Source organism: Lysinibacillus parviboronicapiens (assembly GCF_003049575.1).
Classification (GTDB): domain Bacteria; phylum Bacillota; class Bacilli; order Bacillales_A; family Planococcaceae; genus Lysinibacillus; species Lysinibacillus parviboronicapiens.
Genome location: NZ_PYWI01000011.1, coordinates 1 through 13,140, shown reverse-complemented (window position 1 = coordinate 13,140; position 13,140 = coordinate 1). Strand labels below are relative to the sequence as shown.

General features: G+C 37.6%; 10 protein-coding genes. 1 reads left to right on the top strand and 9 read right to left on the bottom strand.

Features of this window, described 5'->3' with window-relative positions; genetic code table 11:
* Positions 1-2 precede the first annotated feature (2 nt).
* The 8 genes from C9J35_RS11010 to ccpN all read right to left on the bottom strand — a co-directional run bounded on the left by C9J35_RS11010 (position 3) and on the right by ccpN (position 9,041).
* Complete coding sequence (locus C9J35_RS11010) at positions 3-1,124, bottom strand: Nif3-like dinuclear metal center hexameric protein (protein ID WP_107924550.1); 1,122 nt, start codon at positions 1,122-1,124, stop codon at positions 3-5.
* Position 1,125: 1 nt separating this feature from the next.
* Positions 1,126-1,818: a tRNA (adenine(22)-N(1))-methyltransferase gene (locus C9J35_RS11005; RefSeq protein ID WP_107924549.1), complete on the bottom strand. Its 693-nt coding sequence runs from the start codon at positions 1,816-1,818 to the stop codon at positions 1,126-1,128.
* A 153-nt stretch (positions 1,819-1,971) separates the two neighbouring features.
* Positions 1,972-2,322, bottom strand: a complete 351-nt coding sequence (gene cccA, locus C9J35_RS11000) for a cytochrome c550 (protein WP_054768194.1) — start codon at positions 2,320-2,322, stop codon at positions 1,972-1,974.
* Between the two features lie 531 nt (positions 2,323-2,853).
* Positions 2,854-3,417 (bottom strand): hypothetical protein, encoded by a 564-nt coding sequence (locus C9J35_RS10995; RefSeq protein WP_107924548.1) that lies wholly within the window; start codon positions 3,415-3,417, stop codon positions 2,854-2,856.
* Positions 3,418-4,378: 961 nt separating this feature from the next.
* Entirely contained in the window at positions 4,379-5,506 is a 1,128-nt protein-coding gene (gene rpoD / locus C9J35_RS10990) for an RNA polymerase sigma factor RpoD (protein WP_107924547.1), read from the bottom strand.
* A gap of 32 nt (positions 5,507-5,538) precedes the next feature.
* Positions 5,539-7,359 carry a DNA primase gene (gene dnaG / locus C9J35_RS10985; protein ID WP_167395954.1) on the bottom strand — a complete coding sequence of 607 codons (1,821 nt, stop codon included), beginning with the start codon at positions 7,357-7,359 and terminating at the stop codon, positions 5,539-5,541.
* 220 nt (positions 7,360-7,579) lie between these two features.
* Positions 7,580-8,392, bottom strand: a complete 813-nt coding sequence (locus C9J35_RS10980) for a pyruvate, water dikinase regulatory protein (RefSeq protein WP_107924545.1) — start codon at positions 8,390-8,392, stop codon at positions 7,580-7,582.
* A 16-nt stretch (positions 8,393-8,408) separates the two neighbouring features.
* Entirely contained in the window at positions 8,409-9,041 is a 633-nt protein-coding gene (gene ccpN / locus C9J35_RS10975; RefSeq protein WP_107924544.1) for a transcriptional regulator CcpN, read from the bottom strand.
* A gap of 452 nt (positions 9,042-9,493) precedes the next feature.
* Here ccpN and C9J35_RS10970 point away from each other — a divergent pair, with 452 nt between their 5' ends.
* Entirely contained in the window at positions 9,494-10,879 is a 1,386-nt protein-coding gene (locus C9J35_RS10970; RefSeq protein ID WP_107924543.1) for a glycine--tRNA ligase, read from the top strand.
* Positions 10,880-10,999: 120 nt separating this feature from the next.
* On the opposite strand, the gene C9J35_RS10965 is transcribed toward C9J35_RS10970, so the two are convergent.
* Positions 11,000-12,718, bottom strand: a complete 1,719-nt coding sequence (locus C9J35_RS10965; protein ID WP_107924642.1) for an HD-GYP domain-containing protein — start codon at positions 12,716-12,718, stop codon at positions 11,000-11,002.
* Positions 12,719-13,140 lie beyond the last annotated feature (422 nt).

The window sequence follows — 13,140 nt, the reverse complement described above, 5'->3', positions numbered from 1 at the left end:
TCCTAGACAAATAAAAATGGTTCTGTATCAATGGTAGATTGAACAAATTCCACTGTAAAATTTTTATCTTTACACATGTCTGCCATTTTTTTAGCTACGCCTGCAATCATCACTTTTTCTACATGATGTCCTGGGTCCACGATTTGTAGACCGATTGCTTGTGCATCTTGTGCAGTATGGAAATACATATCACCTGTTAAAAACACATCTGCCCCTGCACGTTTCGCCGTATAAATATATTTATTGCCGTCCCCACCAACAAGTGCTATCTTTTTAACCTTCGATTGTAAATCACCAACAACACGTACTGTTGGCACATCTAACTGCTGCTTTACAAACTCTGCAAACTCATGGAGCGTCATTTCTTGTGGTAAATAACCGACACGTCCTAAGCCCATAATATTCGTTTGTTGGTCCAAACGAATCACATCATATGCAGGTTCCTCGTAGGGATGCACATTTAACATCGCCTTTAATAAACGATTTTTGAGAGAGGCTGGGAATACGACTTCCACTTTTACTTCACGCTCGACATGCAACTCTCCAATTAATCCTACATGCGGATTCGCTCCATCCCGTGCACGGAAACGCCCTTCTCCGACCGATGTATAACTACATGCCTCATAGGACCCTAAACGCCCTGCGCCAGCCTTTGCTAGTGCCTCACGTAATTCTTCTGCATTGGCAGTAGGAATAAAAACAACCAGTTTAAGTACATCCTCTGCATATGTTTCTTCTAATATAGAACGGTTTTCAAGTCGCAGTGCATTAGCAAGTAAATCATTGACGCCTCCATTTGCTACATCTAGATTCGTATGAGCAGCGTAGACTGCAATATCATGCTTGATAAGCTTTTCGTATAATTGTCCCGCTGGGTTATCGGTACGAATATTGGCAAGACGTCTAAATATGGGCGGGTGATGCGCGATTATAAGCTCACAGCCCTGAGAGATGGCTTCATCCACTACTGCTTCGTTAACATCCAATGTCACTAAAACTTTATTTACTGGTTTATTTAGTGTGCCAATTGCGAGTCCAATTGGATCATTTTCCATGCATGCTAGTTTTTTAGGTGACCATGATTCAAACAATTGAATGATTTCCTGACCGTTTACTGTCTTCAACTTATAAAACCCCTTCCACTAACTTTAATTGCCCTAGTAACTCTGCGCGTTTTTCAGCAATTTCAGGTGTTTGCTCTGCTCCTTCAATAGAATGTAAAACACGCTGCCAGTTTTCTTTTTCACGCGTCCATTTTTTTATAAATGCTGGCATTTTACGCAACATTAATTTCGGTCCAAATAAAAGTTCTGAAGCTGTTAGCTTCATCGGTCCACGTTGCAATACGAGAATTTCATAAATTTTATCGTCTTCTTCAAGAATATCTTCATCAAGGATTGCCCAATTATTCACTAATGCCCATTCACGAATGACTTTTGCATGAATATTTGGCTGTAAAATAAGACGTGTAACGCCGTCTAGGCTTTTTGGATGTTTTTCTAAAATCGATACAATCAGAGGTCCACCCATACCTGCAATTGTAATTGTGTCAACATGATCTGTCTCTTCCACTGCCGCTAAGCCGTCTGCTAGTCTCACAGTAATTTTTTCTGTTAAACCTTCTTTTTGTACTTGTCCAACAGCTGATTCAAATGGACCTTTGACTACTTCACCTGCTACTGCGGAAGAAGCAATACCTTTATGAATTAAATAGCAAGGCAAATAGGCATGATCACTACCTATATCAGCAACAACCGCACCTGTTGGCACAAATTTCGCCACTGTTTCTAATCTTTTTGATAATTTTTGTGCGTTCATTTTTAACCGCCTACCTTATATAGAGTCTACTCTAGTATGTATGATGTCGTAAGAAAAAACAAATGGAGCTGTCTCAAAATTTGAGCAACTCCATCAAAATAATAGAGGCTGTACCAAAAGTGTGAAAACACTTTTAGTACAGCCATTGTCAAACTATTTTAGAGTAGAAATGTATTCAGCGATTGCTTTTGCTTCCGCTTCATTTTTCATTCCTGGAGTCATTGGTGTACCTTCGATACCGTTTGTTAATACATCTACGATATGAGCTTCATCTAAGCCGTGTAGGTTTGGACCAACACCACCAGTTAAGTCACCACCGTGACAACCGATACAAGATTGTACTAATGCAGAATCATCATCAGTAGCTTCTGTAGTGTCGCCACCACCCTCATGTTCAGCAGCAATTTCTTTCTTGTTATCTGCGCCTTGTAAAGACATGAAGAAAATAAGACCAATACCAAATGCCAGAATTAAGATGTAAGGAACGACTGGATTGTTTTTCATGTGTTTCCCCTCCTCATTTTTAAATCTACTTCTATTATAATATAGAATCAGTCAACATCTAATATTGTACTGCATTAAACAGGAAACGAAAAGCCCTATTCGCTAAGTTTTCCTTTGTTTGTAACAAATTCGACATTTCTGTATCAATTGGATAAAATATGACTTGCTATCCCCATATTTTGGACTTCTAATATAGCTTTTCCAATCGTTAATCGTCCAATCTTCTCGAAACTATCTTTCCACTTTCAGCGCTTTCATATACCTAAAACTATCATGATTTTTTTATGTCGACCAAAAACATGTTCAAAAAAACACAATTCCTAATGAAATAGTATATCCAGTCTTTTGAATCACTGTGACGCAAATTTCTAATTACTTTTTCACTAAATAAGCCATACTATTATTTCAATATATTTTTAATATGTATTTCTACTGTTTTTTCCTTTTGTTTCTGCTTATAAAAAAAGCCATACTACTATTTTAGAAAAATAAAATACCCTCCTTTGAGCTGATATCAAAGGAAGGATAGGTTTATGTTAAGTTTATGATATAATAGCCAATTAGTGCAATTAACCCTAGAACACCAGAGACTGTGAAATAAAGTAGCTTCATTTTTATGCCTGACCACAGCCACACACCACAATTTGCTGCAATCAAACCAAATAATGCAATATTATTCCCACTAAAATATGTAGTACAGATGCGAATTGAAACACTAAATAACAAAATAGCGGCAATAATATGGAGTATAGGAGCGAGCAAATTATGTTGCTTCACTACTCTGAACGCTATTATGAATAACGTAATCGATGCACTAGCTACAATAAACGTTAAAATCATTGTTAAAGAAGGAACTGTAAAATAGACATATAAGAGTGCAATTACGCTAATACATAGAGTTCCTAATAAGAATATCATTTTTCGTTTTTCTAAGGGTATAACAGCCTGTTTATGAGACGCAAACTCTAGCTCCTCCAAGTCTGTTCCTTCTGCATAAAGTGTTGCTAAAAAATCGCAGTAATGCTCTGGTAATAGTTTATTTTGCTTCCAAAACAAAATCTCATTTAAGATTATTTTTTTTCGAGGATTTGTCATAGTGTATTCTCCAAACATTGCTTAATAATGGTTGTACTACAATTTTATCTCACAAGCGGCAAAAGGGCATCTGTAAAAAGTCGCAAATAGGAGAACTTATGCCCCGTTCTAATGTGGTATTTTTATGACCATGCATATCGTTAGTAACGTTTTCATTTAATTTTCAAGTATATTTGTTTCATCAAGGCAATATTCTTTTGCAAAATTACATATGTCAGCTTATTTCCGCCAAGACCTGCTTAGCAAACACCCTACGTAGGTGCTAGTACTTTTATATTTCTATATAAGAGATACCTCCCAATGAGGAGTGCACTGAAAAAATCCATAAAATGAATTTTCGCCATTCGGAAACGATAAATCATTCCTGCCATGGCTTTTTCTTTGATGGCGTTGATTTCCGTTACAACGGACGCTTTCCTGAGGCGACCTTGTGCCTCCTGGTCGCTAACGTTCCTGCGGGTTCGCTAGTTCCCTTATGAGTCACTGCCTACACTCACATCAACTAACTTTATCATTTTTTCTGAGTTTTCATCCTTTCCGATTCATATCTACCACTTTCTATTGAAAGGACTAATGCAAGATGATGCTGTCCATAATTTCCAAACAAGAAACATTCACGCTAAGTCCTTAGGCACTGAAAGACTTACATTTTGTTGTCCTTCAAATTAAAATAGGGCACTTTCTGTTCGAAATTGAACAAGAAGTGCCCTATTCCTTTGCTTTTTCCCCCTTGACTCCACGGGGATAGCAAGACAGACGAGACCCCGCAGCGAAGCATAGGTGGAGGCTCGGGCTCGCCCACGGAAAGCGAGTGGAGTGCTTCGAAACAACAGGGGAGTTTCGGGTGCCAAATGAAAAAAGCGAGGTATTCAAACGATCAAATCGTCGAATACCTCGTAACATGAAACGATATGGACTTTCAGTGGACTACCTTATTTGAAAGGTAACTTTATATTGAAATTTATTCTAAGAAATCTTTTAATCGTTTACTGCGGGAAGGGTGACGTAATTTACGAAGCGCTTTAGCTTCAATTTGACGTATACGTTCACGTGTTACACCGAATACTTTCCCTACTTCTTCAAGAGTGCGTGTACGTCCATCATCTAAACCAAATCGTAGACGAAGTACATTTTCTTCACGGTCAGTTAATGTATCTAAAACATCTTCTAATTGTTCTTTTAACAGTTCATATGCTGCATGGTCAGAAGGAGATTGCGCTTCTGAATCCTCGATGAAGTCACCTAAGTGTGAATCGTCTTCTTCCCCGATTGGCGTTTCAAGAGATACTGGTTCTTGCGCAATTTTTAAAATTTCACGTACTTTTTCAGGCGTTAAATCCATTTCTTCTCCAATTTCCTCTGGAGAAGGCTCACGTCCTAAGTCCTGAAGTAATTGACGTTGTACACGAATTAGTTTGTTGATTGTTTCTACCATATGCACAGGAATACGGATTGTTCGTGCTTGGTCAGCAATTGCACGTGTAATTGCCTGACGAATCCACCATGTTGCATATGTCGAGAATTTAAAACCTTTGCGATAGTCGAACTTTTCAACTGCCTTAATAAGTCCCATATTCCCTTCTTGAATTAAATCAAGGAACAACATACCACGACCAACATAACGTTTCGCAATCGACACAACTAAACGTAAGTTAGCTTCTGCTAGACGTTTACGAGCTTCTTCATCACCTTGTTCAATGCGTTCTGCTAAGGCAATTTCTTGCTCGGCAGAAAGTAAATCAACTCGACCAATTTCTTTCAAGTACATACGAACGGGATCATTTATCTTCACGCCGGGTGGTACGCTCAAATCATTTAAGTCGAAAGTCTCTTCACTTGCTTCTTCTTTCATTAGACTTTCTTCTTCAAATTCTTCTTTACCAATGATTTGAATGTCTTTATGTTTTTCAAGATCTTCGGCGAAGTGAAAAACCTCTTCGTTTTCCAATTCGTAAGGTAATAATTTCTCTGAAATTTCTTTCATTGAAATTTCACCTTCTGTTTTCGCCTTTTCTTGAAGCAATTTTTTTGCTTCATCTAATGTAATTTCTACTTCTACCTCTTTTGAACGTTCAGACTTGTCCGCCATAAACCTTCCTCCTTCTAAACAACCGAATCGGGTTAAATCGCCGATAACGATTTTCTTAAATGAATAATCTGTTGGGCGATTTCAAGTGCACGCGCATACTCATGCATCTTCTCCGCTTCCTTTGACTCATGCATCTTTTGTTGAATTTCTTGCTCAATTCGATATTTCTGCAACTGACGTATAGAATCCGTAACCTCTGCCTCTGCTTGATCAGGGTCTCGCTCTACTAATGCAGCTTCCATAACTAATTTTCGTAATTCAGCGTCATCTAGAATCTCTACAAAACGCTGATAATCTGAATGACCGTATTCCTCATAAAAACCTACTAATCGAACAAAAACAGCCAAATACGCATCACGTACAAAAGGCTCTCTTTGTTCATTACGTAATACCCTGTCCACTACATCTATATTATGAAGCATATGAGCCAGTAATAAACGTTCGGCACGTTCGGCTGCGTCCATAGGCTTTTGTTGCTGCGTGACTGGCATTGAAGGCACTTGTTCTGGTAGCTCTACTTTTGCAGAGCGCACCTGACTTGCCTCTATTTTTCGAAATTGAGCATAAATCGCTTCTTCCGAAATATTTGTTTCATTCGATAGCTGCCTTATATACAAGTCTCGTTCCACCGGTGAGGATCTACCTACTAGTTGTTCGAGCACTTCTTGAATATATTGAAGCGTATCATTTTCAAACTGAAAATTCTTATTGCGTCTAGCATGCATCATCATAAAAGCAATATACGCATGTGGATTTTCCAAAATTTGTTCTTTAAAGGCTTGTCCACCAAGACTCCGAATATATTCATCAGGGTCTTGTTTTCCAGGTAACACTGCAATATCTACTTTCATGCGTTCAGTTTGTAATAACTGTGCCGCTCTCTTCGCCGCATCAAACCCAGCATTATCACCGTCATAGCAAATCGTAACTTGCTCTACTAAGCGCTTTAGCTTTGTGATATGCTGATTCGTAAGCGAAGTACCCATTGTTGCGACAGCATTCATTACACCAGCTGAACTAGCTGCTAAAACATCCATAAAACCTTCCATCAATACTACTTGACGATTTTTTCGAATAGAGGTTCGTGCCTTATCTAGGTTATAAAGTACTTCACTCTTATGAAAAATTGGTGATTCTGGACTATTTAAATATTTTGCCTCTTCACCTGTCGATGAAAGTATTCGTCCTGAGAATGCAATGATTTTTCCATTCTCATCACGAATCGGAAACATAATACGTCCTCTAAATCGATCAAAATAGCGTTCTTCCCCATCACGTTTGATAATTAAACCACTATCAGCGATTTCTTGTAAGTTATAACCTTTTCTTTCAAGCAATATCGTTAAAGCATCAAAGCTTGGGAGAGACCATCCAATGCTATTAGATTCGATAAGTTCCCTTGTAAATCCTCTTTCTAGCAAATAATTTAAAGGCTCTTCACCATCTTCTGTGTTCAACAGTAAATGATGGAAAAAATCCGCTGCAAAAGCATGTGCTTCTTTCATGCGCTCTTCTGCTTTTGAGACTGTTTTCGTCATTTCAGGTAAACTTGGACCAACATCTAAATGTATGCCAGCACGTTCACCAAGTTTCACAACTGCGTCTGGGAAAGTTATACCCTCAATGTCCATGACGAAAGTAATAGCATTACCGCCTGCCCCGCAACCAAAGCAATGGAAAATCTGCTTGTCTGTAGAAACAGAAAAAGATGGTGTTTGTTCTCCATGAAATGGACAGAGTCCAAACCAATTACGCCCACGCTTTGTGAGTTGCATATATTCGCTAATGACATCCACAATATCCGATTGTGTCCGAATCTGTTCAATCACTTCTTCAGGAATCTTCCCTGCCATATTCATCACCATCTTTAAGTTACGTTCTAGAACACAATTCGCTATCCGTTTTAAAAATCCTTTATTTCTCGACAAAAAAATAGGAATTTTCTCTTTTTAAATATTTTTACCACAATTTTATTATTATAAAACAAAAATTAGTTTTTATCTATACTATTTTCAATACCGACTCAAAAAAACCGCCTCTAACAAACCGAGGTGGTTTACTGAACTTTGTTTCTTATTGACAATTTGTAAGATGTTCGATAATTTCATTCGCTGTTTCTTCTACAGCTTTATTGGTCACATCAATAACTTTACAACCAATTTTACCGACAATTTTTTCAAAATGTTGAATTTCTTCTAAAATACGCGTGTGTTGCGCATAGATAGCATCATCATTTAATCCTAAAGACATTAATCTTTCTTTTCTAATATAGTTTAATTTATCAGGAGAAATAATTAAGCCAAAACATTTTCTGGGATCTATTTGTAATAACTCTTCTGGTGGCTCCACTTCTGGGACTAACGGTACGTTCGCCACCTTATAACGTTTATGTGCTAAATATTGCGAAAGGGGCGTTTTCGAAGTACGAGAAACCCCAACTAACACAATGTCAGCTTGTAATAAACCACGCGGATCTCGACCATCATCATATTTCACCGCAAATTCAATTGCTTCAATTTTTTTATAGTAATCATCATCAAGCTGATGTACAATACCTGGTGTTTCTAGTGGAATCTCTTCCATAAACGTAGCCATAGATTTCAGTGCAGTTCCCAATATATCGACCGCATGTACTTTTTCTTTTTCACACAATTCATGTAATAACGAACGCATCTCCTGTCGAACAAGTGTATAAATAATGAATGCCTTCTGTTTCGCTGCTAGGCATACAATTTTTCGTACAAGTTCTTCAGATTGAATATGTGGAAAACGACGAATAATCGTTTTTTCTAAACCTGGTCGGAATTGACTAATAACGGCTTTTGCTACTTGGTCACCCGTTTCACCGACGGAATCGGAAACGACAAAAACTCGAAGTTTCTTCATGCTGTTCCCCTCAATTTCAGACATTTTGTGCAAGTGATAAGAAAGCACGTGTAATCGTCGTTTTTGTGAGACGCCCAACAATCGTTAGGCCACCCTCTTGTGGTTCTATTACTGGTAACGAATCAACTTCACGCTCAATTAGTTTATTCGCTGCGACAATTAACGAATCAGATCTTTCACAGTACGAAATATTTGGCATTCTCGTCATAATAATATGTACAGGAATTTTATTTAAATCCTGCGTGCCAATACTTGTACGCAGTAAATCCTTACGAGACAACACTCCTGTCAAAAATTCGTTCTTATCTACGACAAAGAGGGTCCCCACATCCTCCGAAAACATGAAGCAAATCGCATCATACACAGTCATTGTTTCGGGTACAACAACTGGGCCGGAGTGAAAATCTTTTACTTTTAAATTGTTGATGCTGTCCGTCATCGTAACGGACGTTTTTTTACCTGAATAGAAATAGCCAACACGTGGTCTTGCATCTAAAAAGCCCGCCATTGTCAGGATAGCTAAATCTGGTCTTAATGTCGCTCTTGTCAGATTAAGACGTTCTGCAATATGTTCGCCTGTAATCGGGCCGTTTTCTTTCACAATTTGTAAAATGTCTTCCTGACGTTTATTGAGTTCGATTGGACTCACCGCCTCAACTCTAATAGTGTTATACTCATGCTCAATTATTATATACTATTTTAATGGTTATTGCGAAGAAAAGAACTACATGCTACAATATTGACACAGACGCTAGCTCTACATGTATTTTCGAGCGATATTGCGTTATACAAGCGATGATAGGAAAAAAGTATCTGTTCTTTCTAAAAGCGAGTAGAAGATGGTGAAAGTCTACACAGTAACAGAGAAAAGGCACTCCTTGAGCTAACTTTTTAAAAAGAGGTTTTAAACAAGACGTTTAAAACAATCAGGGTGGAACCGCGGGTATTAGCACTCGTCCCTGGGCATTATTTGTGCCCGGAGACGGGTGCTATTTTAGTTTAACGAGGATGACGCCGAATGCAGCACAACAACCTGCACTTAAGTGTATCTGATTAAACTCCTCACTCATTTTATGTAAAACAATTAAGGAGGCTATTTAAATGGCTAACAAATCAATGGAAACTATTGTATCTTTAGCAAAGCATCGAGGCTTTGTCTTCCCTGGATCTGAAATCTATGGAGGCTTAGCAAACACTTGGGATTACGGTCCGCTTGGTGTTGAATTAAAAAATAACGTAAAAAAAGCTTGGTGGCAAAAATTCGTCCAAGAATCTGAACATAATGTAGGTATTGACGCTGCAATCCTAATGAACCCAAAAGCCTGGGTTGCTTCTGGCCACGTAGGAAATTTCAACGATCCAATGGTGGACTGTAAAGCATGTAAAGCACGTCACCGAGCTGATAAAATCATCGAAGATGCTGCTTTAGCAAAAGGCGATGAAATCATTGTGGACGGAATGACGTTCGAACAAATGAAAGAAACAATGGTGAAATACGACGTCGTTTGCCCTGATTGCGGTAAAGCTGATTTCACAGATATTCGCCAATTTAATTTAATGTTCAAAACATTCCAAGGTGTAACAGAATCTTCTACAAACGAAATTTACCTCCGTCCAGAGACAGCACAAGGGATTTTCGTAAACTTCAAGAATGTTCAACGCTCTATGCGTAAACGTACACCATTTGGTATTGCACAAATTGGTAAATCATTCCGTAACGAGATTACACCAGGTAACTTCACATTCCGTACACGTGAATTTGAACAGATGGAGCTTGAATTCTTCTGTAAACCCGGCGAAGACCTTGAGTGGCATGCATATTGGAAAGAATTTTGTAAAAACTGGTTACTGAACTTAGGTATGAACGAAGATTCAATGCGCCTTCGTGACCACGAAGACGATGAATTATCCCACTACTCAAACGCAACAACAGATATCGAGTTTAAATTCCCGTTTGGTTGGGGCGAGCTTTGGGGAGTAGCTGATCGTACAGACTACGACTTAAAACAACACATGGAGCATTCTGGTGAAGATTTCACGTATATTGATCCTGTCACAAATGAACGCTATGTACCATATTGTATTGAACCATCATTAGGGGCAGACCGTGTAACATTAGCTTTCTTATGTGATGCCTATGATGAAGAGGAGCTAGAAGAAGATGATAAGCGTACAGTATTACGTTTCCATCCAGCTCTTGCACCATTTAAAGCGGCAGTGTTACCACTTTCTAAAAAATTATCGGATGAAGCTGGAGATGTTTGGTCAGAGCTTCGCAAAGCATTCCCGGTAGACTATGATGAATCACAATCAATTGGTAAACGCTACCGTCGTCAAGATGAAATCGGTACACCTTTCTGTATCACATACGATTTTGATTCAAAAGAAGATGGTCAAGTAACAGTACGTCACCGTGACTCTATGGAACAAGTTCGTATGCCAATCGCTGATGTTAAGGCATATATCGAAAAACATCTTCAATTTTAGTGCACATGCGTATTAATGGATGCGAACGCTTTGACAACAGTAGTCTTCGGATACTTATCGCTGATATTCTATATGGATGGTAAAAAGCAAAGGGAGTCACACCATGTGACTCCCTCTTTCTTATGCCTTTAATTTTGTAAACAAACGTTCTTGCATTTTTTCTTCAAAGGAAAATTTTTTCATACTCGTCCCTACTAAACTAACAAGCAACTCTTCAATATCTTTTAAGGAGTAATAAAGAAATGTGCCTTCACGCATCGGACGCACTCTTTTTTCCATTGTTAACTCATCTTCAATAAAATAGGCTACATTTACCTCACAGTGCTCCATAAGCTGTGTAATCCGCTGATCATCACCTGGATTAATAAAGAATGGCACGATTTTATCAATATACAAAATACTCTGAACTAATTTAATGAAAAAATTTTCGCGAAGTGTTGTCTCCACCACTAAAACTGTCGTTTTATCATGCTGATAATCCATGTACAAAACATTTAGCTGCTCTTCTAACAATATCTTTAAAATATTTATAGAATTTCTATACTTCGTCATATCGGTTTGAATTTCCCTTGTCAATAGTCGCAAAATTCGGAAAGCAGGTAAGAAGATTTTCAAAACTATTTCTTTTGGATGCAAATGATCGATTAATTTATTAAAATGACCTCTTAATTTATCTTCATCACAACGTATAAGTTGCTCAACAAATAAGTTAAATATTTCCTCAAAACTATTTACACGATAGTCAATCATTTCAGCAATTTTTATACTATAATTCAAAGGTAAATTCATAGACGTTTGCTCATCTAGCAATTTTACTTTCGGTAGCGTCGGGAATAAATCATAGACAAGCTCTACTTGCGCCCGTCGATAATCGGAAAGTAGCACCACTGAATTCACAGGATAAATCCCTAGACACTCTACAAATTTATGCATAAACTTCTCGTTATACAAATGACGATCACGATATAAAACAGCTAACGCATCTGTCGCACCATACCCTGTATGATACACACGTTTCGATGTCATGGCGGAATACACATCTATTATTTGTAATAACTGAACACCCTCACTCATTTCATCTGCACAAAGATGATTGGGATAACCTTTCCCAGCAAAGCGTTCATGATGGTCACGTGCCAAATAGGCAATATCTTCTTCGCCATTCTCCACAAGTAACTCAAAGCCTTTTGTAGTATGCAATTTAACAATTTCAAATTCATCTTCAGATAGTTTTCGCTTTAAATTCAAGATTTCTTGGGGAATAAATAACTTTCCAATATCGTGGAATAAATAGCCTCTTGCAAGTGTTTCGATATCTGTTAAGCCTAAATGACGCGCAAAAATTGTACCTAGTACGAATACGTCAAATGAATGAACAAATGAATACTCATCCCATTCCCTTAATCGCATCAGTAAGTCATAGCGATGCTTTTCTGCCAGAATCTGTTCAAAAATATTTCTCACATAGGAAGTATCCTGTATACTTTTCAAAATTTGGCCATAACGCAATTCATGAACAACATTTTCTAAAGTTGTCATAAAAAGATTGTTTACCGCTTCTTTATATTCATCAATCTCTTCCTTTTTCTCTATGAGTGGTGCAAATACATCCTCGTACTCCCTTGTACGCTGTGCACCTAAATCATGGACAATTCGTACTGAATCTGAAGGCAAATAAACTGATAATTCTTCTACTTTTCTAAGCTTGAGTAATGCAATAATCCGCTCTGTTAACACTAAATCTCTTTTAGCTAATAGGCGGTACTCGGAAAAAATATCTTCTGCTAAAATATCATCCGCTTTCACTTCATCAATACTTAATGTCACTTTTCTTAGCACATTTTTTGCCACATACGCAATGTTCCAGCATTATGTGACCTCCCTCCCTTTTCCATTGGACTGCGTTGTTCTAATAAACGTAGTTTTCATACGTTTTGCTGATAGAGGCATGTTTTACATTTTTTATATGCATGTCAGATATATTATAAATAATGAAACTAATTTTCAACTGGTACAATACGTATAAATTATACAAGAATAGCATAAATATAATTATCTATATCCCTTACAATATCATAGGTTAAAATACCTTTTCAACTAGTATATGGGACTGAAATGATTAGTTAATACTATGCTTATATTAAAAACCCTTTTCATAATCATTTCTTTTGGCTTATAAATTTCCATTTTACTCAGATTTATTTTCTAAAAATATTATACATATATACCTGTCTCTTATACACATCTGACGCTGCCGACGA

What these genes read in the sequence shown, in the direction of transcription:
- C9J35_RS10995 (WP_107924548.1), bottom strand. Translation starts at nt 3,417, where the DNA reads ATGACAAATCCTCGAAAAAAAATAATCTTAAATGAGATTTTGTTTTGG.
- C9J35_RS10980 (WP_107924545.1), bottom strand. Translation starts at nt 8,392, where the DNA reads ATGAAGAAACTTCGAGTTTTTGTCGTTTCCGATTCCGTCGGTGAAACG.
- cccA (WP_054768194.1), bottom strand. Translation starts at nt 2,322, where the DNA reads ATGAAAAACAATCCAGTCGTTCCTTACATCTTAATTCTGGCATTTGGT.
- C9J35_RS11005 (WP_107924549.1), bottom strand. Translation starts at nt 1,818, where the DNA reads ATGAACGCACAAAAATTATCAAAAAGATTAGAAACAGTGGCGAAATTT.
- dnaG (WP_167395954.1), bottom strand. Translation starts at nt 7,359, where the DNA reads ATGGCAGGGAAGATTCCTGAAGAAGTGATTGAACAGATTCGGACACAA.
- C9J35_RS10970 (WP_107924543.1), top strand. Translation starts at nt 9,494, where the DNA reads ATGGCTAACAAATCAATGGAAACTATTGTATCTTTAGCAAAGCATCGA.
- rpoD (WP_107924547.1), bottom strand. Translation starts at nt 5,506, where the DNA reads ATGGCGGACAAGTCTGAACGTTCAAAAGAGGTAGAAGTAGAAATTACA.